General features: G+C 57.1%; 24 protein-coding genes, 2 tRNA genes and 1 riboswitch. Of the genes, 8 read left to right on the top strand and 18 right to left on the bottom strand.

Annotated elements, in window-relative coordinates; translation table 11 throughout:
- Nucleotides 1–74 precede the first annotated feature (74 nt).
- The 3 genes from ACIX8_RS14640 to ACIX8_RS14650 all read right to left on the bottom strand — a co-directional run bounded on the left by ACIX8_RS14640 (nt 75) and on the right by ACIX8_RS14650 (nt 1,788).
- A tRNA-Glu gene (locus ACIX8_RS14640) sits at nt 75–150 on the bottom strand.
- Nucleotides 151–187: 37 nt separating this feature from the next.
- Nucleotides 188–835 carry an alpha/beta hydrolase gene (locus tag ACIX8_RS14645; RefSeq protein WP_014266129.1) on the bottom strand — a complete coding sequence of 216 codons (648 nt, stop codon included), beginning with the start codon at nt 833–835 and terminating at the stop codon, nt 188–190.
- Nucleotides 832–1,788, bottom strand: a complete 957-nt coding sequence (locus tag ACIX8_RS14650) for a ring-cleaving dioxygenase (protein WP_014266130.1) — start codon at nt 1,786–1,788, stop codon at nt 832–834. The genes ACIX8_RS14645 and ACIX8_RS14650 overlap by 4 nt, the downstream gene beginning before the upstream one ends.
- A 204-nt stretch (nt 1,789–1,992) precedes the next feature.
- Between ACIX8_RS14650 and ACIX8_RS14655 the strand changes: the two genes are divergently transcribed.
- The 6 genes from ACIX8_RS14655 (at nt 1,993) to ACIX8_RS14680 (ending at nt 8,906) form a co-directional block, all read left to right on the top strand.
- Nucleotides 1,993–3,801 carry a sodium:solute symporter family protein gene (locus ACIX8_RS14655; protein ID WP_014266131.1) on the top strand — a complete coding sequence of 603 codons (1,809 nt, stop codon included), beginning with the start codon at nt 1,993–1,995 and terminating at the stop codon, nt 3,799–3,801.
- A 135-nt stretch (nt 3,802–3,936) separates the two neighbouring features.
- Nucleotides 3,937–4,131 (top strand): hypothetical protein, encoded by a 195-nt coding sequence (locus ACIX8_RS14660; protein ID WP_014266132.1) that lies wholly within the window; start codon nt 3,937–3,939, stop codon nt 4,129–4,131.
- A gap of 38 nt (nt 4,132–4,169) precedes the next feature.
- Nucleotides 4,170–5,327, top strand: coding sequence for a galactokinase (gene galK / locus ACIX8_RS14665; protein ID WP_223295563.1), 1,158 nt, complete (start codon nt 4,170–4,172; stop codon nt 5,325–5,327).
- The gene (locus tag ACIX8_RS14670; RefSeq protein ID WP_014266134.1) at nt 5,320–6,378 is read left to right on the top strand and encodes a UDP-glucose--hexose-1-phosphate uridylyltransferase; all 1,059 of its coding nucleotides are present in this window, start codon (nt 5,320–5,322) and stop codon (nt 6,376–6,378) included. The genes galK and ACIX8_RS14670 overlap by 8 nt, the downstream gene beginning before the upstream one ends.
- Nucleotides 6,379–6,448: 70 nt before the next feature.
- Nucleotides 6,449–7,417, top strand: a complete 969-nt coding sequence (gene galE / locus ACIX8_RS14675; protein ID WP_014266135.1) for a UDP-glucose 4-epimerase GalE — start codon at nt 6,449–6,451, stop codon at nt 7,415–7,417.
- Between the two features lie 104 nt (nt 7,418–7,521).
- A riboswitch (Fluoride riboswitch) is annotated at nt 7,522–7,587 on the top strand.
- A gap of 11 nt (nt 7,588–7,598) precedes the next feature.
- Nucleotides 7,599–8,906, top strand: a complete 1,308-nt coding sequence (locus tag ACIX8_RS14680; protein ID WP_014266136.1) for a voltage-gated chloride channel family protein — start codon at nt 7,599–7,601, stop codon at nt 8,904–8,906.
- Between the two features lie 70 nt (nt 8,907–8,976).
- On the opposite strand, the gene ACIX8_RS14685 is transcribed toward ACIX8_RS14680, so the two are convergent.
- Together ACIX8_RS14685 and ACIX8_RS14690 are read right to left on the bottom strand one after the other, a co-directional pair.
- Entirely contained in the window at nt 8,977–11,427 is a 2,451-nt protein-coding gene (locus tag ACIX8_RS14685) for a TonB-dependent siderophore receptor (protein ID WP_190273668.1), read from the bottom strand.
- A gap of 226 nt (nt 11,428–11,653) precedes the next feature.
- On the bottom strand, nt 11,654–12,049 hold the full coding sequence (locus ACIX8_RS14690) for an FtsB family cell division protein (protein ID WP_014266138.1): 396 nt from the start codon (nt 12,047–12,049) through the stop codon (nt 11,654–11,656).
- A 749-nt stretch (nt 12,050–12,798) separates the two neighbouring features.
- Between ACIX8_RS14690 and ACIX8_RS14695 the strand changes: the two genes are divergently transcribed.
- Nucleotides 12,799–13,653: a menaquinone biosynthesis family protein gene (locus tag ACIX8_RS14695; RefSeq protein ID WP_044178743.1), complete on the top strand. Its 855-nt coding sequence runs from the start codon at nt 12,799–12,801 to the stop codon at nt 13,651–13,653.
- A 236-nt stretch (nt 13,654–13,889) separates the two neighbouring features.
- Nucleotides 13,890–13,965, top strand: a tRNA-Lys gene (locus tag ACIX8_RS14700).
- 175 nt (nt 13,966–14,140) lie between these two features.
- Here the strand turns inward: ACIX8_RS14700 and ACIX8_RS14705 are convergent.
- The 13 genes from ACIX8_RS14705 to ACIX8_RS14760 form a co-directional block, all read right to left on the bottom strand.
- On the bottom strand, nt 14,141–14,575 hold the full coding sequence (locus tag ACIX8_RS14705; protein ID WP_014266140.1) for a hypothetical protein: 435 nt from the start codon (nt 14,573–14,575) through the stop codon (nt 14,141–14,143).
- Nucleotides 14,576–14,587: 12 nt separating this feature from the next.
- Nucleotides 14,588–14,827: a hypothetical protein gene (locus ACIX8_RS14710; protein WP_014266141.1), complete on the bottom strand. Its 240-nt coding sequence runs from the start codon at nt 14,825–14,827 to the stop codon at nt 14,588–14,590.
- Nucleotides 14,824–15,432 carry a hypothetical protein gene (locus tag ACIX8_RS14715; RefSeq protein WP_014266142.1) on the bottom strand — a complete coding sequence of 203 codons (609 nt, stop codon included), beginning with the start codon at nt 15,430–15,432 and terminating at the stop codon, nt 14,824–14,826. The genes ACIX8_RS14710 and ACIX8_RS14715 overlap by 4 nt, the downstream gene beginning before the upstream one ends.
- Nucleotides 15,429–15,923 carry a hypothetical protein gene (locus ACIX8_RS14720; protein WP_014266143.1) on the bottom strand — a complete coding sequence of 165 codons (495 nt, stop codon included), beginning with the start codon at nt 15,921–15,923 and terminating at the stop codon, nt 15,429–15,431. Before ACIX8_RS14720 ends, ACIX8_RS14715 begins: the two co-directional genes overlap by 4 nt.
- A 65-nt stretch (nt 15,924–15,988) precedes the next feature.
- On the bottom strand, nt 15,989–16,783 hold the full coding sequence (locus ACIX8_RS14725) for a hypothetical protein (RefSeq protein WP_014266144.1): 795 nt from the start codon (nt 16,781–16,783) through the stop codon (nt 15,989–15,991).
- A gap of 8 nt (nt 16,784–16,791) precedes the next feature.
- Entirely contained in the window at nt 16,792–17,613 is an 822-nt protein-coding gene (locus ACIX8_RS14730; RefSeq protein WP_014266145.1) for a hypothetical protein, read from the bottom strand.
- An 11-nt stretch (nt 17,614–17,624) separates the two neighbouring features.
- Nucleotides 17,625–20,024, bottom strand: coding sequence for a collagen-like domain-containing protein (locus tag ACIX8_RS24650; RefSeq protein WP_014266146.1), 2,400 nt, complete (start codon nt 20,022–20,024; stop codon nt 17,625–17,627).
- Nucleotides 20,025–20,424: 400 nt separating this feature from the next.
- Nucleotides 20,425–20,550: a hypothetical protein gene (locus tag ACIX8_RS26350; protein ID WP_014266147.1), complete on the bottom strand. Its 126-nt coding sequence runs from the start codon at nt 20,548–20,550 to the stop codon at nt 20,425–20,427.
- Between the two features lie 3 nt (nt 20,551–20,553).
- On the bottom strand, nt 20,554–21,114 hold the full coding sequence (locus tag ACIX8_RS14740; RefSeq protein WP_014266148.1) for a hypothetical protein: 561 nt from the start codon (nt 21,112–21,114) through the stop codon (nt 20,554–20,556).
- 1 nt (nt 21,115) lies between these two features.
- Complete coding sequence (locus ACIX8_RS14745) at nt 21,116–21,511, bottom strand: integral membrane transporter (protein WP_014266149.1); 396 nt, start codon at nt 21,509–21,511, stop codon at nt 21,116–21,118.
- Entirely contained in the window at nt 21,508–22,059 is a 552-nt protein-coding gene (locus ACIX8_RS14750; protein ID WP_014266150.1) for a hypothetical protein, read from the bottom strand. Before ACIX8_RS14750 ends, ACIX8_RS14745 begins: the two co-directional genes overlap by 4 nt.
- On the bottom strand, nt 22,060–25,749 hold the full coding sequence (locus ACIX8_RS14755) for a hypothetical protein (RefSeq protein ID WP_014266151.1): 3,690 nt from the start codon (nt 25,747–25,749) through the stop codon (nt 22,060–22,062).
- A 12-nt stretch (nt 25,750–25,761) separates the two neighbouring features.
- Nucleotides 25,762–26,532 (bottom strand): hypothetical protein, encoded by a 771-nt coding sequence (locus ACIX8_RS14760; RefSeq protein ID WP_014266152.1) that lies wholly within the window; start codon nt 26,530–26,532, stop codon nt 25,762–25,764.
- Nucleotides 26,533–26,654 lie beyond the last annotated feature (122 nt).

A 26,654-nucleotide genomic window follows, 5' to 3' on the forward strand; every position in this document is an offset into this window, starting at 1 on the left:
GCGAGTTACCTGATTTGGTGGCGGCGAAGATGTCGTGGAGCTTTCGCCGGGTAGTAGCTTAGAAGTTGGAGCAGTGGCGTCCCCGACAGGATTCGAACCTATGTTTCTGCCTTGAGAAGGCAGCGTCCTGGGCCACTAGACGACGGGGACTTTTACTCGCACTTCCAGTGTAGATGGCTAACCCTATCTACACTGCCGCGAACGCATCCTGCAGAAGCCGCCGTCCGAACTCAAGCTCCTCCTGAGACACCGTATGCGGGCGGCCGGGGTAGCGTCGCGCCGTCACCTTCGCGCCCATATCCGTGAGCACCTCGGCGGACTCCTGTACCCTGCTCCACGGCACATGCGGATCGGGATCGCCGCTGCCAAAGAACACGGGTGTTCCCGCCAGGTCGCCAACATGCGTGACATCGCTGCCCAGAGGCCCAATAAGGCCTCCGGTCAAAGCAATCAGGCCTGCATAGCGCCCCGGATGCGTGGCAACAAACTCCGTCGACAGGCAGGCTCCCTGGGAGAACCCGCCCACCACGATGCGCTCCCGGGGAATCCCCGCAGCGATCGCGAGATCAAGGACGGACTCGACCTTACGCAGCGCAGAGCTGAGCCACGGCTCATTGCTCTCGCGCGGCGCAAGAAATGAGTTTGGATACCACGTGGAACCCGCAGCCTGCGGCGCGAGATAGACCAGACGAGGGTTGTACATCGCCTCGGCCAGCGACAGGATGTCCTCGGCCGATCCGCCGCGTCCGTGTAGCAGGATGACCGCTCCCGAGGCCTCTTCCAAAGAGGCCCCGAAGCGATGCACCGTTCCGTCCTTGTGAGGGTCGGCGCTCATGCGATCTCCTTCCACTTATGCAACTCGATCTTCGGCAGACGCGGTTCGATCGTTGCGCGCCTCGGCTCCAACCACGGCGGCAGGCGCAGAGCTTCACCCAGTGCATCCACCGGCTCATCGGTAGCAAAGCCCGGAGGGTCCGTCGCCAGTTCAAACAGCACGCCACCTGGCTCACGGAAATAGATCGAGTGGAAGTAGTCGCGGTCGAGCACCGGGGTCACGTCCAGGTGCTTCTCGATCTCCTCCCGCCACTCCTTCTGTGAAGCCTCATCCGCCGCGCGAAACGCGATGTGATGCACCGAACCAGCTCCAGGACGTCCATGGCTGGCACCAGGATCAACCAACAGATCGATGTGATTACCCAGCGCTAAGCCCTCTGCCGCGAAACGCTGCCGCTTGCCCTCTTCGGCAACCTTGCGGAAGCCCATCACGTTCAGAATGGCCGCCGTCTCCTCCGCGCGCTGCTGCAACAGCGTCACGCCGAAGAAGCCGCGAATTGCATGCTCCGCAGGCACCGTAGCAAAGCGTGGGGCCTTCGCCTCCCCCGCATCGGCGTGGCCTACAATTTCGATCTTCATGCCATCGGGATCGGCAAAGGTAAGCACCTCTTCCTCGAAGCGTTTGCCGGTGCGCTCCACAAGCACACTCTTTTCAGTCAGCCGCTTCTCCCAGTACTCCAGAGAGGCCAGCGGCACGCTGAAGGCGGTATGAGTGGTCTCACCGGCGCCAGCAAGGCCCCGCGAGGCGCGAGGCCAGGGGAAGAAGGTCAGAATTGTGCCCGGCGTTCCGGCATCATCGCCAAAGTAGAAGTGGTAGCTGCCGGGGTCGTCGAAGTTCACCGTTCGCTTGACGAACCGCAATCCGAGGACATCGGTATAGAAGTCCAGATTCTGCTGTGGATCCGAGGCAATAGCAGTTACATGGTGAAGCCCAACAATCGGGAGTTGTGGCATTTGGTCACTTCCTTTCATCTCTTACGGCTTCATAAGATTCATCAATAGGAAATTGGATTCATTAGCAAACTATCCGTCTTCCGCTCAAAGCTGTCCACGCGAGGGAGTCGCCTGACTTTCGACATCATGATCCTCGCACGTATGATGGCTAACAAACGAACTCTTTGCCCATCCTGTCTTAACCCTGTTTACGAGGCCCGACTCATGCATCTTTCGATCATCGACTGGCTCATCATGCTGGTCTACTTTGTTTTTGTGCTCGGTATCGGCTTTGCACTGAAACGATACATGCGCACAAGCACCGACTTCTTCCTCGCCGGGCGTTCGATCCCGGCCTGGGTCTGCGGACTGGCCTTCATCTCCGCAAACCTCGGCGCGCAGGAAGTAATCGGGATGGGGGCCTCGGGGGCCAAGTACGGCATCATCACCAGCCACTTCTATTGGATCGGCGCCATTCCGGCGATGCTCTTTGTCGGCCTCTTTATGATGCCCTTCTACTATGGCTCGAAGGCGCGTTCCGTTCCTGAATACCTCCGTCTCCGCTATGACGAGAAGACCCGCGCAGTCAACGCGTTCTCCTTCGCCATCATGACGGTCTTCAGCTCGGGCATCTCGATGTACGCGATGGCCCTGCTCATCCAGACGCTGGGCCTGCTGCACGGTATCGTACCGGACGCCTGGGTCTTCCACGTGTCGATCCTGCTCTCCGCGGTCATCGTACTGGGCTATATCTTCCTGGGCGGCCTTACCAGCGCGATCTATAACGAGGTACTGCAGTTCTTCCTGATCGTCGCCGGGTTCCTTCCCCTGGTCTGGATCGGCCTGCGCAACGTCGGCGGTTGGCATGGCATTCAGCAGAAGCTGCCCACGTCCATGACACACTCCTGGAAGGGCATGACGCATGCCTCGACCAACTCGCTCGGCGTCGAAGTCGTCGGTCTCGTGATGGGGCTGGGCTTTGTGCTCTCCTTCGGCTACTGGTGCACGGACTTCCTCGTCATCCAGCGCGCCATGGCGGCCGAGTCACAGGACTCCGCGCGCCGCGTGCCCATCCTGGCCGCCGTACCGAAGATGTTCTTCCCGTTCCTGGTTATCCTGCCCGGTCTGATCGCGGTCAGCGTCACGTCGCACTCCACCGCCGTGCAGGCTCCCGCGGCCCTCACCCAGCAGGCCACGACTTCGCAGCACGCCGTTCCTTTGGATGAAGAGCACCCCCACGGCATCATCCCGCTCAAGATCGATCCGATCAGCGGTAAGCCTATCGTCGACGCAAGCGGCAACCCGGTCTACAACTACGATCTCGCCATCCCCGTCATGCTGCTGCACTTCTTCCCGACCGGCATTCTCGGTCTTGGCCTCACGGCCCTGCTCGCGAGCTTCATGTCCGGCATGGCCGGCAACGTGACCGCGTTCAATACCGTGTGGACCTATGACATCTACCAGTCGTACATCAAGAAGGACGCCAGCGACGAGCATTACCTCTGGATGGGCCGTATCGCGACCATAGGAGGGATATTGCTCACCATTGCCGCGGCCTATGCGGTGACCAACTTCAACAACATCATGGACGCGCTGCAGTTGATCTTCTCCCTGGTCAACGCCCCGCTGTTCGCAACCTTCCTGCTGGGCATGTTCTGGAAGCGGACAACCGGGCATGGGGCCTTTACCGGACTGCTCACCGGCACCGCTGCAGCCCTCGTGCATCACGGCCTCACCATTCCGGCGGACGCCGTCCCCGGCATTCATGGCGGATGGATCCACACGGTCCACACCTACCCCAGCGATATGGCGCAAAACTTCTGGACGGCAATCTTTGCCTTCGGGGTAAACCTGCTGGTGACCATCGCGGTCAGTCTGTTTACCAAACCGCGTCCGGAGCCGGAACTCGTCGGACTGGTCTACTCGCTTACACCGAGAGCCCCGGAGCACCACCTGGCCTGGTACCAGAAGCCCATGACGCTCGCACTTGGGGTGCTGGCGGTGCTGATTGCGTTGAATCTGGTGTTTGCGTAGGGATATTGCCTGTTTTCGTCGTCATCCTAAAAGGATGACGACGAAAGCAAACCACGACAAACAAGCAAACCATCCCGGTTTTGTGGTCGCACCCCAAAACTGATCTAATCAACAAAGCGAAGGAAAGCACACCTTATGGGACTCGACATACGCCTCCCCCTCGGCCTCATCTTCCTGATCATCGGCGGCATCATGGCAGGCTACGGCGTGTTCACACGCGGCAGTGCCATGTACGCCAGCTCTCAGGGGATCAACCTCAATCTGGTCTGGGGTCTAGTCATGCTCGCCTTTGGCCTTATCATGTTTATCGCAGCCCGTAAAAAAAGCTAACAGCCTTCGATTCGCCGACTTGGCCCCAGGAGATCGTTCTGCAAAAGAACTCAAATGAACACGTATACATTGCGCCCGCCCGCGTCAATCTGATCGGCGAGCACACCGACTACACCGGCGGCCTCGTGCTGCCGATGGCGATTCCCTTTTCGACCACAGCCACCATCTCACCGAACAGCGACTCGCAGTACCACTTCCATAGCGAGCAGTTCAAAGAGACCCGCGAGATGCCGGTGGACGATCGCTCTGAAGCCGCCGGCAACTGGAGCGACTACCCTGTCGGCGTGCTCCGCCAGCTTCAACTGCGTGGCATTACACCGCCGCCCTTCCATCTTGAGATCCACGGCAATGTCCCCTTCGGCGCAGGCCTCAGCTCGTCGGCCTCAGTAGAAGTCGCCTCCGCGATCGCCATTTTGGCCCACGCCAACGCCACCCTTCCGCTCGAAGAGATCGCGATGCTCTGCAAGCTCGCGGAGAACGACTACGTCCATTCGCCCTGCGGCATTATGGATCAGTTCGTCATCACCGCCGCCAAAGCTGGCCATGCGCTGCTGCTCGACACGCGCTCGCTTAGCTACGAGCACATCCCGATGAATCACGACGGCCTCGTGAATATGCGGATCGTCGTCTGCAACTCAATGGTCAAGCACTCCATCGCCGATGGAGACTACGGTCTTCGCCGTCGCGAGGTCGAAGCCGGACAGGACGTACTGCGCGCAGCTTTCCCGCAGTTGCGTGATCTCGCCGACGCAACCCTTGATCAGCTCGAGTCCTGCGTCGCGAAGATGACGCCCGAATCTTATCGCCGCTGCCGCCACATCATCACCGAAAATGCCCGAGTTCGCGAAGCAAAAGACGCGATGACAGCCGGCGACGCAGCCCACTTGGGCAAGCTGATGATCTCGGCCCACGCCAGCCAGCGCGACGACTTCGAGTGCAGTTGTGAAGAGATCGACTTTCTCGTAGACCAGGCCGTAGCCCTTGAAGGCTGCCTGGGCGCTCGCATGACCGGCGGCGGTTTTGGCGGCTGCACCGTTAACCTCGTCAGCCAGGACAAGGCAGACACTTTTGCGCAGGCCCTGGCGGCCTCCTACCTGAAGCGCTTCAACATCAAGGCCGAGACCTACATCTGCGAGGCCGTCGACGGCGCCTGCTTCGTAACAGCACCAAAGCAAAGGAATCGCAAGCATGATTGACCCCATCTTTCGTGAGGCCTCCCACCGCCGCTGGAACCCCCTGAAGCGCGAGTGGGTCGTAGTCTCACCGCATCGTACGCAGCGTCCCTGGCAGGGCCAGACCGAAGAGAAGGCCACCCCTCCCTCGCTGGAATACGACCCCACCTGCTATCTCTGCCCCGGCAACACCCGCGCGGGCGGCCACAAGACGCCTGCCTACACCGGCACCTACGTCTTCGAGAACGACTTCGCGGCTCTGAAGTCCGACGTTCCCGAAACGACCATGGACCTGAATCAGGCAGGGCTGCTGCGTGCCGAGACCGAGCGCGGCATCTGCCGGGTGCTCTGCTTCGATCCGCGCCACGACCTCACGCTGGCAACCATGGAACTGTCCGCCATCCGCCGCGTCGTGGACATGTGGGATGCCCAGGCTGCCGAACTCGGCGCACGGCCCGAGATGCGCTATGTGCAGATCTTCGAGAACCGCGGCTCCATGATGGGTGCCAGCAATCCCCATCCCCACGGCCAGATCTGGGCAACCGAGCACATCCCCAACGAGCCCACCCTGGAGCTCGCCGCACAGCGCGAGTACTTCGAGCAGCACCGTGTCTCGCTGCTGACCGCCTATCTCGAACTGGAGATGAACCAGCGCGAGCGCATCGTCGCCGAGAACGACACCTGGGCAGCGCTCGTCCCGTTCTGGGCGGTCTGGCCGTTCGAGCTTCTCGTTCTGCCGAAGCGCCGGGTCGCCACGCTCGCGGAGCTGACCGGTCCCGAGCGCGATGGCCTCGCAGCCATCCTGCAGCAGGTAACACGCGGCTACAACCGCGTCTTCGACACGCCCTTTCCCTACTCGATGGGCCTGCACCCCGCCCCCTCCGACGGTCCCACCAACGGCGAAGCCTATCCGGAATGGCATCTCCACGCCCACTTCTATCCGCCGCTCCTGCGCTCGGCCACCGTACGCAAGTTCATGGTCGGCTTTGAGCTGCTGGGGTCGCCGCAACGCGACATCACCCCGGAGTCCGCGGCCGAAACGCTGCGCAACGCCATGCAAACAACCGCAGAATAAATTGGAAGCTTGGAAAGGGGCGGGCGTCAGCCCGTCCGTACAGTCAGCGCAATCAACCCACGGAGAAGCAATGAACCTCTTAGTTACAGGCGGCGCAGGCTACATCGGCGGAACCGTCTCGACCATCCTCATGCAGGCAGGCCACCGCGTTACCGTGCTCGACAACCTCTGCCACAGCAAGCGCGCAGAGCTGCCCGTGGGCGCGGAGTTCGTGGAAGCTGACATCGCCGACCGTCCCCGCGTTGAAGCGCTGCTGCGCGAGCTGAAGCCGGATGGCGTCCTGCACTTCGCCGCCCTGATCGAAGCTGGCGAATCCATGCAGAAGCCCGAGATCTACTTCCGCAACAACACCGCTTCTACCCTCGCGCTGCTCGAAGCCATGCACGCCACCGGCACCAACCGCCTCGTCTTCTCGTCAACCGCCGCTGTCTACGGCGAACCGAAGTCCACGCCTATTGAAGAGACCGCCGCCCTCGCACCGACCAACGCCTACGGCGAATCCAAGCTGATGGTCGAGCAGATGCTCGGCTGGTTCCATCGCGTTCACGGCCTGCGCTACGCCTCACTGCGCTACTTCAACGTCGCAGGCGCACTCCCCGGACGCGGCGAAGCCCACGAGCCCGAGACTCACATCATCCCCTTAATCCTGGACGTCGCCCTCGGCCGCCGCGCCAGCATCAACATCTACGGTGACGACTACCCCACCCCCGACGGCACCTGCATCCGCGACTACATCCACGTCCGCGACCTCGCCGACGCCCACATCCTGGCCATCAAGGCACTGGGCGAACGCGAACGCATGATCCTCAACCTCGGCAACGGCAGCGGCTTTTCAGTCAAGGAAGTCATCGCCTCCGCCCGCCGCGTCACAGGCCACGCCATCCCCGCAGAGATCAAGCCCCGGCGCGACGGCGACCCGGCACGCCTGGTCGCAGGCTCCGAAAAAGCCAAGACCGAGCTAGGCTGGCAGCCGGAGTACCCGGAACTCGATCGCATTCTGGAGAGTGCGTGGGAGTGGCATAAACAGCGTTACGCCTGAGCATGAAGCGTCAATGGTCTTTCGTCATCACCTTGAGCTTACGACTCAGGATGACGACGAAAGACCATTGACGCTCCCACCCACACCTTGTTATCGTCTCTCTAAGCATTCATGGCGATGGGGTTCGCCTGCCGCTCCGCACGCGCGTAGCTGATGACTCCTACATCTCGTAGGAGGTCCGTTGTCCAAAACATCACCTAGCCCCTTCCTCACAGCACAGTTCGGCCTGCTGCTCGACCTTGCCCGCTGGATTCCGATCTCCGCAGCCATAGGCATTCTCGCGGGCAGCGCATCGGCCCTTCTGCTGGCCTCCCTCCATCTCGCGACCGACGTGCGCGAATCCCATCAGTGGATCATTCTTCTGCTGGCTCCCGCAGGCGTTCTGGTCGGCCTGATGTACCACTACTTCGGCCGCTCGGTCGAAGCTGGCAACAACCTCCTCCTAGACGAGATTCACGATCCCAAGGCCGTCATCCCCTTCCGGATGACGCCGCTCATCCTGCTCGGCACTTTCCTTACGCATCTCTTCGGAGGCTCCGCCGGGCGCGAAGGCACGGCACTGCAGACCGGAGCTTCGCTGGCGGATCAACTCACGCGTCCCCTGCGCCTTGCGCCACGCGATCGTCGCATCCTGTTGATGGCAGGCATCAGCGCCGGCTTCGGCTCTGTCTTCGGAACGCCGCTAGCCGGAGCGCTCTTCGGAATCGAGGTGCTCGCCATCGGCCGCCTCAGCTACGAGGCCCTGGCCCCCTGCATGATCGCCGCGTTCGTCGGTGACCTGGTGACCAATGCCTGGGGAATCCATCACACGATCTACCGCGTGACCTCGGTCCCGGAGATCAACGTCAAAGGCATCCTCGCCGCAATGGCCGCCGGTGCAGCTTTTGGTCTAGTGGGCATGGCCTTCGCCAAGACAACGCACGCCATCTCCCACTTCGTCCGCAGCCGCATCCCCTTCGCTCCGTTGCGTCCAGCTGCGGGCGGCATACTCGTCACCGCCGCAGTCTTTGCTCTCGGAACGACGAAGTACATCGGCCTCGGCATTCCCACCATCGTCGCGTCGTTCGACCACAAACTGCCCGCCTACGACTGGGCCGCTAAATTCCTCTTCACCGCCGTCACTCTGGGAACTGGCTTCAAGGGGGGAGAGGTCACGCCGCTGTTCTATATCGGCTCCACGCTAGGAAATGCCCTCTCCAGCTTGCTGCCTTTGCCTCCGTCCCTGCTTGCGGGCATGGGCTTTGTGGCAGTCTTTGCCGGCGCCGCCAACACCCCGATCGCCTCCACTCTGATGGCGGTCGAACTCTTCGGCGCAGAAGCAGGAGCCTTTGCCGGCATCGCCTGCATCATCAGCTATCTGTTCTCAGGACACTCCAGCATCTACCAGTCGCAGCGCGTAGGACACAGCAAACACCACAGCCTGAGCGCCGACGAAGGCCTGTCGCTCGCCGTCATCGCTAAAGCACGGAGTCAACCAAGGAACGAGTAATGAACCGAATCAAAGACAAGTAAGGGCCGGACTTTCGCCCGGCTCTTACTTGTCAGAGAGCAAAGAGAATCTAGAACCGATACTTCAGGTTCACACTCCCGCTAATCGGCGCTCCCGGGAAGATCTCCAGATCCGAGTGCCCTGTATCGTAGTACCGCGTGTTCGTCAGGTTATCCAAATGCGCCGTCACATCCACATGCCGCTTGCGATAGAAGAACATCGCATCCAGTCGCGTATAGCCGGGCAACTGTACTAGGTTGTCATCCGCCGCAAAGCTGTCGGTGTTGAACACCAGTCCACCGCCTGCACCGAATCCGCCTTTGAAGCTGTATGTCGTCCACAAGCTGCCGCTATTCACCGGTACATCATTCGGACGCTTGCCGTTGTACGACACCCCATTGAACGTGGTCGGCGAGTTCAGCAGCACAGCATCGTTCCACGAGTAGCCGCCGTACACCATCCAGTGCGGCGTGATGCTGCCCTGCACCGACCACGTCGCTCCCAGCGTCCGCTGCTCGCCCACCTGGATCAGTTGGTTCGGGTTCGTAGGACTCACCTGCAGGATGTTCGTCCGATCCAGATCATAGATCGCAACCGCAGAGGTCAGCTTGTCTCCCAGCAGAGAGACCTTCGCTCCAACCTCATAGTTTGTCGTCACCTGTGGTGGCAGATCCGCACTCGAGGTTGAGAGGCTCAAGCCCTCCCCCGAAGGATCGAACGTTCGGCTGTAGCTGAAGTACACCGTGCTGCTCGATACCGGCTGGAATAACAGTCCCACCCTCGGGCTGAAGTCGTTATCCACACGCGACGGGCTGGTTGCACCCGGCAACCGGTTATCCACGTTCTGCTTGAAGTTATCGAACCTAACTCCAGCCAATAGCTTCCACTTAGGGGCAAGCTGCATAAGGTCCTGCGTATATACAGCTGCCGTCTGGAAGAACCCACGACTGTTGGTCGAAGGCGTCGTCGACAAGGTCGGCGCGAGGCTCGTGTCCGGGTTATACAGGGTCACCGAGGGAGCTGTTCCCGTAAACTGCAGCCGATCCTGTGTCTGCCGTCCATATTCCGCGCCTACCAGCAGCAGATGCTCTATTCCGAGAAACTTACCCGAGCGGTAGGCCTCCGCTTGGTCGAAGACGTTCTGCTGGCTCTGAGTAGCATTCGTCTGCCCACGCGTCAGGATCGGATTCTCCGGGCTATCACTCGCACTAACCTGAGCAGAAGAGAACAGAGTTACAACTCCAGGCTTACTCCGCACGTCCGTGCCAAAGATTCCGCTGCTGAGATCCTGATTTAGATACGTCTCAGACCAGACCACGACATCGCCCGCCTGCCGAAACACATTGTGAACATGCCATCCGTCCACAAACTCATGCTTGATGTCCAGCGTCTCGTCCGTCGCGGAGGTGTGACTGAAGTTATGCGGCGCCGTCGTCGGCGTTCCCGTCACATATCCGTAGTTAGTCCCAATCGGCACCACGCCCTGTGGCCCGCTGATAGCTGCAAGGCCACGATCCGGCTCACGCTCATCGCGCAGCTGCTCCCATTGGGCATAGACCTGGGTCCTGTCATTCGGCTGCCAGCGCACAGTAGGAGCCCAGGCATAACGGTCAAGGTAGAAGAAGTCTCTCTGACTTCCCAATTTCTCAGCCGCACCAGTCACCCGCACACCCAGCTTATTGCTCAGCCAACCGTCCTCTACATCGCTTTCAAACCGTTTATCACCATAGCTTCCGCCGAGAAAGCCAATCTGTCCCTGTAGACCTTCCATCTGCGGCTGCTTCGTGACACGGTTGATCAATCCACCGGATGATCCACGTCCATACAACACAGCCGCCGGCCCCTCCACCACCTCAATTCGGTCGGTGTTCGAGAGGTCACGAAAGTACGGAGCATCGTCCTTGACGCCATCAATATAGGTATCCGTGCTCGCACTAAAGCCCCGAATCAACACCTGGTCGCGGCGCCCTTCGCCAAGGCTCACCGCCTGCACACCGGGAATACCCGTCAACGCATCCTTCAGCGACTCTGCTCCACGGTCCTCTATCAACTGGGAAGTGACGGCATAGACCGACTGCGGTGTATCCAGCAAACTCATCGGCACCCGAGTAGCCGTTATCGCTGAGGTCGCCGTGTATCCGACATCTGCCACAACGGTAATGCTCTCCACATTTCCCTTGATCTTCAGGGTCAGCGTCAATCTTGTAGGAGAACTGCTTGCAAGCTCTAGAGGACGCTCCTGCTGTTCATAACCGGTCTGCACGGCAGAGATTTGATAATGCCCGATCTTCAGCAGCACATGAAACGCCCCGGCAGAGTCCGCCGTCACTTCGGTAGGAGTTCCATTTACAGGGCTGAACCTCACCGCTGCGCCCGGCACCATCGCTCCGGAAGCATCCACGACTACGCCAGAGACCTCGACCGGCGCATTCGCGTCTACGACTCCCGACGATACCGCCTGATCCTCGGGGACCCAAGCCCAACCCTTTCCCACGACAACGAAACCCAAAAGAATCAACAAACTAGAAACGAAAGCTCTTTTAGCGCAAGAACTCCTACTAAAGGCGGCGGCCATCCTTTTATCCCCTTAAAACCTATATCGGACTCTAACAGTCGGAATCCGACTATTCGAGTCCGATATTAGGGGAACCCGCCACCTCACTTGTCACAGTCTTGTCGACAAGATGTCACAATTTTGTCTCGACAGTCCGAGATCCTTTTGAAGATAGATATCAGCCCAAAATGCGTTACGGATTGGCAATTGGCTGTGCTGTCGCAGGAGCATTCGGGGCGACGGGCAGCGTATAAATGACCTCACCCGCCCGAGTGTAATGAAGCTCCTCACGGGCCTGATGCTCAATCGCACCAGGGTCATTCTGCAGGCGGTCTACGTGTCCACGCAAACGATCATTCTCAGCCTGCAGCAACTGCATCTGCTGCTGCAATGACCGAGCCTCCTGTCGCTTGTGCAGGAAAACCGTAATTCCGTTGTTGCCGAAGACTACGCCGTACGCCATGCCCAGGGCCAGAACACCAACCGCCACGGTAGCCGCCTTGCGCCGCCAACCGTAGACACGTTCGCGCGCGGTCCCAGCGACCGTCACCAAGCGCGAAATGTTTTCGGATTGTCCATTGACTGGCATAACTAGGCCCTTTATAGCTACTGCATCTTTCAAGTATCACGTATCACAACAAAGAATGCGTCCACAACCCAATAAAGGAACCATACTTGTTACATTTCCCTCATTTGGAGCGGGTGAATCGATAGTTATGAATAGATAGCCATGGCGCTACCCTTTTATTCTTTGGTGCTATTTCTAGTGATGTCGTTGCTTCCCAGATTGTCATTCCAGGCTCTCGAACGAAACATGGGGCGAAGACCCCGTTTCCTATAGATGTATTTTCAAGCGCCAGACACTCAGAGGGGGTCGGAAGAATAAAACGAGAACCGCCCTGTGAAGGGGAGATCCTTGGAACGCCTCTCTTCGGAAAAGAACACCGGCGCCCCCATCACCTTCCGGCTTTGCTATCCTTAGCAAGGCCCATGCATGTCCTTTTTGCCATCTCGATTCTGGCGCTGATTGCTCTTTTGTGGGCCACCATATCAATCGCACAGCACATTCGCCGGACAGGTCTCCGCCGGCGCCCCGGACGCATCGTAGACGATACGCCCCCAGTAACATCAAGCCACAGCAAAGAGCCCAACAACGAGGACTAACGATGCGAATCAACCCGTCTCCCTCGTTCTCCGGCTTCTCCGCGATGCTGACCGGCAAGTTGTTGATCGGACTCGTCTCATCTACAGCGCACCACACAATTGATTCTTCCGGCTTCCTTCAATCGCAACATGGACGAAGCCGCTACGATAGACCTCAACATTAGTAAGGACAGAATGACCTCCGCATCAACTGAAATTCACGACATCAGCATCGCCCATAGCCCCGACTCCGACGACGCGTTCATGTTTTACGGACTCGCCACCAGCAAAGTGCGTGTTCCGGGCTATCGCTTCAACCACACGCTCACGGACATCGAAACGCTCAACCGCAAAGCGATGAACGAGCAGTTCTACGATGTCACGGCCATCAGCTTTCACGCCTATCCGTACCTTCAGGAGCACTACACCCTGATGGCCTGCGGCGGCTCCGTCGGCGAGAACTACGGTCCGATGATCGTTGCCCCCAAGGCCTACACCCTGGACGAAGTGAAGAAGCTCCGCATCGCCGTCCCCGGCACTCTAACCACGGCTTATCTCACCCTGAAGCTCTTTGCTCCAGAGATCGAGACTGTCACGGTCGACTTCGACAAGATCATTCCCGCCGTGGTGGCGGGCGAGTTCGACGCCGGACTCATCATCCACGAAGGCCAGCTCACATACACACGCGACGGACTGAAGAAGATCCTCGACCTCGGCGTCTGGTGGCGCGAGCAGACCGGCCTGCCGTTGCCGTTGGGCGGCAACGCCATCCGCCGCTCCCTGGGCACAGAGGTGCAGGTCATCACCACCAATGCGTTGCGCGAGAGCATTCAGCATGCACTCGACCACCGTGAAGCGGCTCTCGAATACGCGATGCAGTTCGCTCGCGACCTCGACCCCACATTGGCCAACCGCTTTGTTGGGATGTATGTAAACGAGCGCACGCTGAACTACGGCGAAGACGGCCGCGAAGCCATTCGCAAAATCCTCGACATGGGCTACGAACGCGGCATCATCCCGCACAAGGCCAACGTAGACTTCGTAGGCTAACGCCACAAGGTTCCAGCTATGAGCTGCAGGTCTTGTGACTCGCAACTCGTAGCTGGAACCTCAAAGCAAATACCTCCTCCAAAACGCTCGCGAACACCACGCTTCTCCACAACCGAAAACGCAAGACATCGTGTTAAATCGTGCTATACTTATTTTCGTGCGGTGATGTTCTCCCGCACATTCCTTAGCGAGCCAAAATGTTCGCTCTTCACTCTCCCGAGTGAGGTTCAAGGCTTGGACGCGTAGCTCAGCTGGTAGAGCATTCGACTCTTAATCGACTGGTCGTAGGTTCGATCCCTACCGCGTCCACCATTCCCCACCTTGCAAATCAAATAATTCACACGAAGCGCTGCCCGCATCGGGCTATTTGTTTTATCAGCCGTTCAGCACACTAAATGATTCATTCCGAACAAGAACAAAACTCAAAAAACCCGCCACGCTTTTAAGAGCAGTGACGGAGTTGGTTGAGAGGACGAAGATGTTCCAACTAAACGTCAGCCTCGAGTTTCTGAAGTGCTACTGCGGCATTGCCCTTGAATCCGTCGAAGTCAACGACTAGCTTCTTCTCAGCGGCGATGACATCGACATAGTTACTCGAAGTCGTAACCTCGGAAATGAAAGCCTTGAACGCCACCAGGACAGCTTCATCATCTTCGATATTGAGCGCATCAGCTTTCGCGGCAATGGTGATGGCCGCGACCAGGTTTTCGGCTGAGGTGATCGCAGAACCCGAGTCCTTGACGGCTGCCAGAACCAGAGCATCCACATCCTCGATAATAAGAACCGTCTCCGGGAGCAATGTTTCGGCGTCCTTCTCGACGTCGTTCGTGACAGTGACAACCTTCTTTATCCAGTCGGGGACGATTGCCAACTCCTTACCAACCCATGTCAGTCCCTTTACCACTTCCGAAAAAATGTTCATAAATGCCCTCTCTTATGCAGTTGGAGCCGAATCGGCCACGTTGATAGTCCCACCCTGCTTGTTGTTGAGGGTGTTGCGAATCTGGTTAGTCAGCATGTTGATTCCGGCGCCGGTAACGCCGGCGGCTGAAGTTGTCAGTTCCGCATAGTGGAATCTGCAGCCTACGAAGATGGCGACTGTCCCAAAAACGACCATGGACAGGCCGATAAATTGATTTTGAGTGGACTGTTTAGCTTCAATCTGATCGCTCAAACTGCCTCCTTGGAAGCCTGAATAAATTGCGCAACTGTCCAGGAGTTGCGCTTGCTGAAAGCCGGATGGTTCCTGTCTCGATGGCACTCCTGCGCCATTCTCAGAAAGTTTGGCGGAGTGCTATTGGCCGCAGCATTGAAGGCGCGATAGCTATGCAGCCCGGTAGCTGGCCTTTTCGCTGTCGCAGGTTCTCCAATTCCCAGCCCATAAGCCATGTCAGCAATGCCGACCTGTGCGCACTGGGGAAATGAGTCGAAAGCTGGATATAGGACGTGCAGCGGCTCATCCAGAGCCTGCACTGAGGTACATGTAAGTGCATCGATGTCGAACTGGAGAAGATGCAGGCCGGTGAGCGACTTATAAAACTGAGCATCGCGGTCACCCGGCATAGCCTTGACCCGCTGCCAATCATCCGCGATCTGATCGGAGGTCGCAGGTGTGCCGTCTGGCATGTACCAGGGGAGTTGCTGTGAGTTGTGCAGATTGGCTACGAGATGGCCCTGACCGGTGGTCGCATTCGGTGGATCATCCGAGTCCAGGTACAGGAAGTTTTCGTTGCCCTCCCAGACTGGAATCTGTATGCATTCTGCATCGATGTAGGTCACGGCTTCACTCCGTGTGTAAACAACCAGACGATGCCGGTAATGATTCCGCCGATCACTGTGGCGCACGTCCCAATGATCCCCACTGCGATCCCAACCCCGCGCCAGCCGTCCATCCAGGACTTCGCCTCAGTCTGCGAACTTCGGATCGCACGGATGTCGTTTCCGATGTTGTTTACATCGGCGCGCATATCCCGCACTTCGGCACCAAGCAGGACTACGTCGCCACTCATTTGCTTCAGGTCTTTCTCTAGCCGTGGGACCATCCCGCTTGATCCATCACCGCTTCCGACAAGAGACACGATCACCCCTTTCAGGAGCTTTAGTTCCCCCTCGATCTCCCACACCTTGTCCGCATTCTGCTGCACGGCATCGTGCAGGTTGTGGCGCTGCGCATCCTGAGCGACGAGGTTCGCCACTAGGGCCGCATTCCCCTCCACTACACCTTTGCATATGGCTGTGCTCAACGCGTTCAAATCAAAGCTTGGCGCCATCCTCGTCCTCTCTTTTGCGCAACAGAAAGGCCCCGGAGCGCCTCGTTTTGTCTTGTTTTCAGTTGTCAGATCGTGATGCCTCGCGCCGCCATGATCCTTTGTGCCTGTGCGTAAATGAGGGCGTCCTCGCTCGCGAGAGTTGCGCGGTTGTAATGGATATAGGCGTGATTTGTTATTGACCCGTTGGATGCCACCGCACCGGTTCCCTGCGCAAGCATTGAGTAGGGAAAAATGTTGACAGGGCGAGTAGCCCCTGCGGGGATTGCCAGTATCGACTTCCAAGAAGATGCTGCGTGGCTGAGGTTCTGCCAGGTAACCATCAGGTTTGGAATATCAAGCTTCAGCATGTACATCTGGGGGTTAGATATAACTGCTTGGGTTGCCGTGTCTGTGCCCAAGGTCGCAGATCCACCCGCATTGATAGACCGAACGAAGTTAGAAGTTCCACCGCCGGTCGGAACAAATCCCAGATTAGCCTGGACTCCAACGACCTCGTTGGTGGCGATGATCTCCGTTGCAAAGAAAGAATTATTCAGCAGCGATCCGAAAGGGTTAGAGGCGAAGCTGGCCCAGTTCGAAGGGTTGATGGAGGCTACAAAATATATCGTCTCGCTGCCTGTAGAGGGAAGATCAGGCGTTACGAGTTCGCCGGGAAGTGTCGTCACAAGACCGCTTACCGCGTCTATCGTCGGCACTGTTGTAACTGTCATGGGAGCGGCACTGTTCGCGTAATTGACCAGACTTGCCTCCAGCGTTCGGCCAAACAGAGCATACGTCGTCAGGCCAAAACTTACGGCGGGTTGAAGGATCGCTCCAGGCGTCCGAGAGTAGTCGGCGAGATTATCGTTTATGTATCCCATAGGTCTCCTTAGATCGTGAATCCGCGTGTCGCCATGACCTTTTGCAATTGCGCATAGATCAGGGCATCTTCGGACACCGGAGTGGCGCGGTCATAGCGCACGAAGGCATGAATAGTGCTGGCGGCATTCACGGGTGACTGAATGTTTCCCATCAGCTCGTAGTTCGAAGTAATGACAGGCCTCGTTGATCCAGAGGTCAGGACCAGAGTTGAGGTGGTCGCCGCCGGGGCTCCGATCAGGCTAGCCTGCGTTACATTTTTGAAGGTCGCCAGTAGATTAGGGATGTCGAACTTCATCATGTAGCACTGGGGCGTCGAAACAATTGCCTGCTCGGGTGGAGTGGTTCCCAGAGTCCCCGCATTCACGCGAACAGCCATCCCTGCCGTCACGGCCATACCACTCCCATTGATGTATCCCACGTTAAACTGCACACCCGTCAAAGTAGATTGCGCGTTCATATAACACGCCTGTGTCAAGCTTCCTGCCGTACCGTTCCAGATCCCGACCGGCGACATATTAAAAGTTGCCCAGTTTGATGGGTTGATGGATGCCACGATAAATATCGTTTCGCTATCTGTCGAGGGCGCATCGGGCAAAAGCAGTTGTCCAATGCCGTTGACGGTTGCACCGCTCATTCCGCTCGCGATCGCTGGAAAACCATTGCCAGAGGATGATGTCAGCAGCGGCGACGCGGGGGCAGCATAGTTGTTAAGGCTCGCCTGCAGGGATTTACCTAACAACGCAAAGGTTGTAAGGCCTGCGGTAACTGCTGGATTGAACGACCCCGCAACATTGGAAAGATCTATGTTGCTATCAAAGACACTAGGCATATGTGCTCCTCTTATCCTTCGAAGGTTAGGGGTTTGATGTTGAAGGCCACGCACCAGTTATTGAGCTCGTAAGGCAATCCGCTGAGGCCGACGACGTCATAGGCCGCCGTCGGCTGGGGAGGTGTAGTTACAGGCAGCAGCGAATCGTCCTGGTCTGGACTCACATAGATCGCCTGGCTTACCGCAGTATCGGAGTCTGTGATATTTCCACGGCCAGCATGTTGCGTTCCTTTCATGGTTGTCGCGTTCTGTGATCCATTGCCGATATCTGCATACTTCAATTGGGCTGTGGTCCAATCGACCGTGCGGCTCGGGATGCACTGCACGACTGTATCGGCCACGATCGAGTAGGTTGCGGCGATGAATCCCTTGGCATCGAACAGGTTGAATCCGAGGTCGGGGAAATTGACGGGAGTGGCGATATCGTAGGCCGTTTGTACTGTGAGCGGCGGTGCCGGAACGTGGAATCCGATGAGCAGGGTGTTTCCATAAATCACCGTCTTATGAGGACCTAGAGGAAGCCATCCCTGCCGCAAGACCGCCGTGCGAAACCAGACCTTCGCGCACATCGCCATCATCCAGCGATAGCTGTTACCCGTCTTGTGGCCGCCGAAATCGGGATAAGCATAGTGTGGACCGAACATGAACCAGTTTGGCTGCGTCTTCGCAAGATTCCACTGGGCCATGCCGATAGAGATGTCATCGAAGGCGTTGTTCTCGAAAGAACCACCCGTCTGGTATGTATAAATACCAGCCTGGTTGACCTGGCCGAACGATGCTACGTTCAGCGCGTCATTAGCAGCACGCATCGTCAGCATGTCACTCATCCAGTCTGTAGCTGGGTTCGCCTGTCCATAATCCTGCTCACCTTGGTCGTAGATGAATCCGACCGCACCAATCGACAGGCTTGCGTTCGAGGCGTTCGTCGCAGCATAGCCTGCGGCTCGCACCATGCGACTCCACAGATTCTGGCCGCTCGAATCCGGTGGCGCTCCCGGAATCAATACTGAGATCGGTTGACCTGGACACGATACGTTCGTCGCAAGAAATACTCTCGTGTCATTGGCAACGCGCTCATGGATATTGATGAGCTGCTTGGCGTAATTGGCGAAGCAGGTTAGGCCTGTATCTCCTGCAGGGCCTGCAGAGTTGAAGGCCTCAACACAAGGATGGTTAAGCGTATCGCCATTTGGCAGCGATGCGCCGGACGAAGTAGCAAATCGAACCTGATTGCCGATGCACAGGTTGCCCAGCGATTGCGTTGTGTCATAGACGCCCTGACACTGGTATCCAGCCATGAGCGACTGCCCATATGCGGGGACGTAATTCAATCCGAAACGGAAAGTCTCCATCGTCGGGTTGTAACGGCTCCGTACGCTTGTGCTGAAAGCCAGGCAGGCGTTGTTTAGGGAGTTTATCGCGTTCTGCAGCCCATAGGTAAGGTCGAAAACCGGGCTGTCTCCCGTCGTTGGATTCAGCAGTACAGCACTGAATCCCTGTCCATCGGTGAGAACAACATTGGGCTGAGTCGTAAGGCCCGTCCCGGCCGACATAAGACCAACCTGAGACTTGAAGATTCCGGCCTCAAGTTCTTCCAAACGAGGTTCGACAACCGTCATTGCCCCTGTGGCGGTATCAAACAGTTTGACCAGGAATCCCTGCCCATCTCGCAGGTAAAGACCGTCGGCTCTCGACACGACATTTTGCGCTGGGATCGTCTCGCTAAATACGGAGGTGCCAGCGACGTTTTGGTAGGAGTCATACAGGCCGTCCACATTCGCCGAAGGGATTAGAAAATATCCGTTGACAGCAACACCTGTTCCAGGCGCAACACCGGCCGCTGTCGTTGCATAGATCGGAAGGCTGATACCCGAAGCACCAGGGTTGCCTTGCGGCCCGATTTCACCTTGAATGCCTTGAGGGCCTATCGGTCCAACAGGACCAAGAGGCCCAACCTCTCCCTGCGGTCCCACAGGGCCGATGTTTCCCTGTGGTCCCTGGGGTAAGGTGAAGTTTAGAATGGCCGCCGTCCCTGTGCCTACGTTCGCCACGACGGCGGAAGGCCCGCCCGTAACCTCTCCAACCTGTATCGTTCCGGCAGGGCCTACCGGAGAGGTCAACGTCACAGCATAAGATCCAAGCTCAACGCCGGCCGCCGAAGTGACGGTATAGGTATAGACGCCAGCAGAGATCCAGAAGCCGAAACGGCCTTCGGAGTCAGCCTGCAATGGGTTAGCAATCGGCTGCGTAAGGTTCTGATCGGCGAAAAGGCTCGCCAGCGTCTCGGGCGGTGCTCCATAAATATAGACAGCAACAGATCCGTAGGGCACCGTATACACGGGAGCGTCCGCACCAATCGGTACGTTCTTTGCCGATGTAACGACGTTGCTGTCATAGCGAATGCCTGCCATAGCTCCTCTTTTCTGCAGTAAAAAACCCTCCGAAGAGGGCCTGTTTGAATTCGTTGTTGTTTCAATTCGGTACTGACATTTATTTTTTGATTATTCCGATTTCCAACGATAGTCACCAAAGCCATGGACTACTGCGGAAGGTGGAGAGTCAGCGCCTGGGGAAATGATGTTAGAGGAGGGGTCAAGGTCAAACCCTCTAACATCATCGACAACATTCACGGCTTAGTTCGGAACCCATAAATAAAAAGAGTTCTTGATAGGCAGCATCACTTTGGGCCATCTCCCAAGTTTACTTCCCTCCCCCTGCAATCGAGGCAGTGGAATATCTTGCGGCACACTGTCGAACAAGCGCAGCTACAAAATTAGGAGCCTTATAGGTCAACGGGGACTACAACTGGCCCTACTGAGGTGCAACCCCGAAGCCATGCGATAACAAGTGAGTCCAGAGTTTGGGCGTAACAGCCACTCGTTGCGCCTGAGAATCGTTCAGATTCGCAATGTAGTAAGGAATCGATATCATGGACATGATTTACTCCTTACTATTTCCTAAGAACGCCGCAGCATCCTGGCCGCCGCTCTGCATGCCCTGCATGAGTAGCTTCATCCAAGGATTTTGAACCTGATTTGCATTATTGAGCGCCTGGTTTGAAATTCCCTGCTCACCCATCTCTGCGTTCACATTTGTGCCATACAAACTGTTCAGACCGTTAAGGCCTTCTTGCGTCTGTGTCTGTTGCAACTTCGCGTTCTCGAGATCTGTCCCGATAGCGTTTTCGGAGTTCTGACGTTGCCCCGCTTGACTCGATGCGTCAAGCGCTGCTGTAGTGCCGCCAATATTGCGCGTTCGAGCAGCCTCTAACCCAGCTTGCCCAGTCACTCCAGCATTGGAACCGCCGAGAGACTGCTGCGATGAGGTGTTCATCTTCGCAAGGTTCGTCGCGCCAAATCCCTGAGGATTGAACGCCTCAGCCGTGAGCGCGGGTGCGAGTGAACTATAAAGCCCGCCAGCCTGGCCACCATACATCGTAGACGCAGCCTGCGCCTGGCCGCTGTTTGCCAAATCCTGCTGCTTGACTCCCGAAGATCCCATGTCACTTTACCTTTCTGTGCCAATGCGCCCAGCCATTTCCACTAATCCAACCGAATGCTCGACTGAGACGCGATCCAAACTGTTTTGCGAGGTCTGGCTGAATAAATGCCAGCCCGCGAGTAAATCCCTTTGCCTTCACTTCGCGCTCAACTGCGTCATGCAGTTCTGCGAGTGCCTGAAGCCTCCAGCGTGGCGTCGACCATGAAGAATCGGCTAGCAGTGTCGTGCATGCCATCGCCACAGCGCCGGCGAACATAACCACACGGTCGGCGTCGTCTACGAACACATAAGCCGCTATCAACTCTTCCATCTTTGGGAACTCCCATTCGAAGCCACGCAACTCATAAATCTCTTTCAGCCTGGCGACATCGCTCTCTACTGCTCTACGAACTTTCATCCGCGCGTCGGCGCCTTTCCAGTGCTTGATCGATAAGGCAACGAACCGAAACCCTGTGCCGTCTGGGTAGAGCTTCCAGTTCCACTCCCCATACCTTGTTGCATCGGAGGTCCTACTGTACCGCCGCTGCCTACAACAATCCCAGATCCGCCGCCGTGATACACCGGCTCGCTCGGAGCCGAGCTTCCATACGCGCTATAGGCCCTGAAATGTAGCGGCCCCGCTCCTAAATTGCCTCGCCAGTTGCGTGATGGCCCCAGATGAACGGTGTGCGCATTCTGGAAGTTCGGCGTATCCGAGTATTCGAGCAAATAACTCGACCCGCGATTGAATTCCGAGTGGTCGGTAATCTGTGCATCGAACACACCGTTCTTCTCGACGACATTCAGTCCGGAGATCTTCGGTGGCGGCGGCGTTGCGCTCGTAGGATCGGCGTTGACCTGCCGCGCAACGTTATTGTGTGCATTCACGATGTCCAAAAGAGCTTCGTGCAGCTTTGGATCAATCGACCGTATGTGGGCCATATTGCGAGGGTTGAGATTTGCCACCTAAAATGCTCCTCGGACAGGTATCAGCGCATCAGCACGAACGCTGAAGATCATCTTGCTCATGCTCCAGTAGGAAGCCCCTCCATGAGTTACCGGCTGCCCCTCAATGCGAAAGAAGCAGCGTGTAGCCAGCACGTTTAGACCGCATTCGACATCGAACATACTCGAGCTTTGCAGCGGCAGCCAGGGCGTCGGAGCCCACCCATTCAACAAACTCTCCGCGAGCGGAACAAGCCTTATCTGCCCCAAGCCACTTGTGCTCAAGGAGACAAAAGCGAAGAGCTTGCGGTGCATTCCAAGCTGAAGCTGGCGCTCGTTGTCTATGCCGGTGAAAGCATACGTGGTATACATCGCCTGAAAGGAACCAGTATCGTCGTCGATGCCCTGCTGGTCGTTCAAAAGCTTGTAAACACCAGCGCCAGTAAAGCACATCTGATTCGTCCCATCCGGCAATGTCAGCAAGCCCCCGAATGTCGCAGGCCCCGTCCATGTCGTCCATTTGCGGACAACGTCGGTAGATAAGACGCGCCCCGAATAGCTGACCTTGATCGGCCCGCTGCCATCGATGGCCGCCGCGGTGTTGAGCTCGCGATAGTCGAGCACATAGGTGGTGCGGTTGGAACCCACGGTCACCAGAATGTAGATTCGACGAGTTACAGGATCATTCACGACGACCGTATTCTGGGGAGCCGTAATTGCATCCCAGAGAGTTTGTACTTCCTGCGAGATCTTGAACACCTCTCCGCCTTCATAGGCGCGCAAACCCGTATCGGAAGCCCACACAAACCAGTCTTCACCTGAACTATCGCCCCACACTGAAGTAGCGCCGCAGAGAGTCGCGATTTGCGAGACGTTCCAGGACGAAGGTTCCGCACCAGAGGAGTCCTGCGTTTCATAGAGCGATCCGTTCGGTCCCGTCGTGAGCATGCAAAGATTGTCACGGTGCTTCTGAAAGGTGCGGACGGGGTTCGCATCCGAATCAGGTCCTAGAATTCCCGTCACGCCGTCGATACCCTCGGGATTGTTGACATAGGAGACGCGAGCATAGGGGATGTAGAGATTGTCCGTGTAGTCGATCTCCATCTCGTCGATGACGATTACCTGGCCAGCCTGGAGATTGATACCGAAGACCTGAAGCTCTGTATCGGGCGTGATCTGCGCTGGCGTCATTGCGGAGAAGTCAGCCTGAACGAAACCAGTGCCGGCCTGGATGATGAAAGAGGCGACGGCGATGATGCCGCTCGAGTTGACCAGAAAGGCTCCCAAGTTGCCCGCCGTTGTTGGTGAGCTTAGCCAGCAGCGAAAGGTGTATTGCGTGGATGGCTGCAGGATCGCCGCGAAAAATGAATCTTGATAAGCCGACTGGGAGATGAGCCCACGTTGATTGGTCGAACCATCGCCGGTAATCTGCCAAGCCCCTCCAGCATCCGATGGAGATTGTACGAGCGCGCCTCCTCCTCCGGATCCAACAGTCCAACCCAGCGGGCTTGCGGGCGTTGACGCTTGATACCCACCATCAAAACCCATATTTAGCAGGTTTGGAATCTTGTTGCGCTCGCCCCACCAGATCAGCCGATCGGCATAGGAGAAGACACCCAGGCATGGACCAAGCACGACCTGAGCAAACAGATTGTTCCCTGGAATATCGATCGCGGTCGCCCCAAAGAGAGCGTTGTCGCTGAAATCCAGAATGATTTCAGTCGTCGTGTTATCTGGAATCAGCGTCGAGGTCGACGTCACCTGACCATTCAGAGAAGCCGGAACGGGAAGGTAAAAGTAGTTTCCACCCGATGCACCGGTAAAGGCCAGGATCCTCGCCACGGTGTTTGATGGCCCTATAGGAATGTTCGTGACATTGAGGTACTGGCCGCCATTCGCGATGAATTGAACCGATGGCGAAGGCTTTGTTATGCCTCCCTGTCGGGTCTGGAACATTACGACCATCTGATGGGTGCCAGGTGACGCCTGTCCGAACGGGGTCACAGTTCCTACCGCCTCAGTGGATCCATTCGGACCTTGCTGGGCATAGTAGAACTGTGTCGCGCTGACCACCTGGCTGACATAGAACACGCCCTCCCACATGAACCCTACGGTGCCATTCGTCCATATCCCATCGGGATAATTCAGCGAGATATAGAACGAGTTATCGGTCGGACAGGACTGCACCTGAAAGTAGCTCGGCGTTGTGGTGTTATCGGGGATGGGCCATGAAACGCTGACCGATGCGTTGGCGGTAGTTCCATTGATAACATCGGGATCATTAGCATTTATTGGTGTCTGCTCGTAGGTTAGCTCGGTAGGCGATGGAACCGTCAGGATCGTAAAGGTTCCGTTGAAACTGAACGTTATCCCGCTCGCTGATATATCGACCCCTGAAACCTGAATCACTGCTCCGGGGCCAAGATTGTGGCTATTCACCGTCCGAATCGTCGTTAGACCTGTCACCCATTGCGCCGCAGATACGCCAGATACCATTGCAGGCTCTACCCCATTGATCGAGCAGAACGTGCCAGGGACCATCCCATTAGGGCCACTGGTTGTGACAAGCGCCTGTCCTGGATTCGTCTCGTTGTTGATGACGATGCTAGAAACGATGCCTACAGTTCCCGTGCCAGAAAGGGTGTAATAGACCGTGATCTGATAGACCGGAGTGATAAACAGTCTGATATTGTCCGGCTGGCTGACCGAAACCGAGAACCCGAAGCTTGGATCGTTGATGACCGCAGGCGTTATTTTATCGGATGTTAGGCCCCACGTATCTGCCGACGATCCATAGGATTGCTGTGTGTTTACGTTTGTAAACTCGGTGCTCTCTGGCTTCGCGGAACCAAGGATGCCGCTGGAGTTCCAGAGAGATACCTGCGAAAGTACGCCTGCCGTGGGGTTCTCCGAGATCAAACCCATTCCTACTACAACCCCGAGGATGGTCGCAGTATTTGGAATGGACATTCCGAATCCAGAGAAAACAATATCACCCAACGCTGTAGTCGTCGGCTCTTTGATTGTTTCGTAAGTGCCGCCGCCGCCCTGCTGCCAGTTGTTCTGTGCAAAGAACGTGCTAGCCTGACCAGTCTGGTTCACCGTGTTCGCATTGGAATCTGGAACATTTGAAATCTGCGCCTGATAGCCGACCTTCAGATTGTGTGGCGCGGCAGTAGTGCAGAGTACCTGGTTGTTTTGTCGCACCAGCGTAAAGCCGGATGCAGCCATCTGTACCCCGTTATAGGGAAAGCTTGCAATGCTCGGAGGTGCGCCGGGCCCATCCTGCGTCACGCGGTCGAAGTAAGTTCCGTCGAACTGCCGAGGAATATCCTGCCCCAGATTTCCATCCGAGATCGCAAAGTATTCGCGCCCGAAAGCAGTCACTGATTTGACCTTATTGCCCGGAATCGTCTTCCCAAAAGTGGTGTATGTGCTGCCGTCAGTAGTTCTGAATTCCCCGTCCTGCCCAAGCAGGATCGTCACAGACTTCTGCGTCGGAGGAACATAAGTCTTGGCATAGATAGGAGCCGACGGCGGCATGGGCAACGCAGCCTTGCGCGAAGGACGCGTGAACACGCTACCAGGGAGGTATGCGACATCGACGTTAGCCGGCGATACTCCCTCTGGAAGCTCCGATGGAACAAGCTCCGTATCCAACGAACCAAACAGGTCAAGTGATACATCTACAGCTCCAGCGGCGTTATCCATAAGTTTCTCTCCTTAGTAGTTGCTGGCGCTGCCGCGCACTCGTCCATAGGGTTTACGCCTGCGCGAAAGCCGCTGTTTGACACGTGCAATACGAATCGTCATCTTCTGCACAGCGTCATCGCCCTTGCTCATCAGATCGGCTGCAGCGGTCGATCCGCGAGCTGCGGCAAACTCTCCGGCAATGTAGAAACCCATCGCTCTCTGGCAGCGCAAAATCCCAAGCTGAGCCTTCGGATCATTCGGTATATCGGGCAGATAGGCGTAATACCGCAACAAGAGATCGTTCAACTGCGTCGCGCCCGTAAAGTACAGGCTGTCATCTTTCCAGTCCCACCAGCGCAACCTCTGTCCCTGCCCAACACGCGGCAACCCATCTGCCGCAGGTTTCATGGGTATAAAGTTCCCAATCATCCCGGCCTGCCGCTCATGCAATCTCATGGGCTCCATCAGGTCCTGCGGCAATACCGGAGAAGGCCATAGCAGCGCGCCATCATTGCTGCCTGTATAACTCACGCTCACCTGCACAGCAGGGTCAAGCGCAGAAGCAATAGGCACCTGTGGCAGAATCACCTCGCGCTCTAACCTTGGCGCCCCGGCCTCCGCAAGTTCATCCTGGAGCTTGTGCCAGGCCGAGTTCACGTACTCCAGTGTGTAAGGCTGCGTCAGAGCAAGCAGATTTCCGTCGAGTGTCTGCGCGGCATCATTGGTATAAACACGCGCCAGCCGCAACACATGGTCCAGCGTAGGATAGGGCGAACGCAACGGCGGTTCGACGAGTGGCATAGTCTTTCTCTCCTATAGCTATGAGCGGCCAATGCAAGATGAAAATCTGGTGATCATGCGCAGACGCACAACGACAGACAGCCCTGCACCTGGGCCGGAAGATATACTGCTGAGGTCTTGTA

Origin of the sequence: Granulicella mallensis MP5ACTX8, from assembly GCF_000178955.2 — a bacterium.
In the GTDB taxonomy this organism is placed as follows: Bacteria; Acidobacteriota; Terriglobia; order Terriglobales; family Acidobacteriaceae; genus Granulicella; species Granulicella mallensis.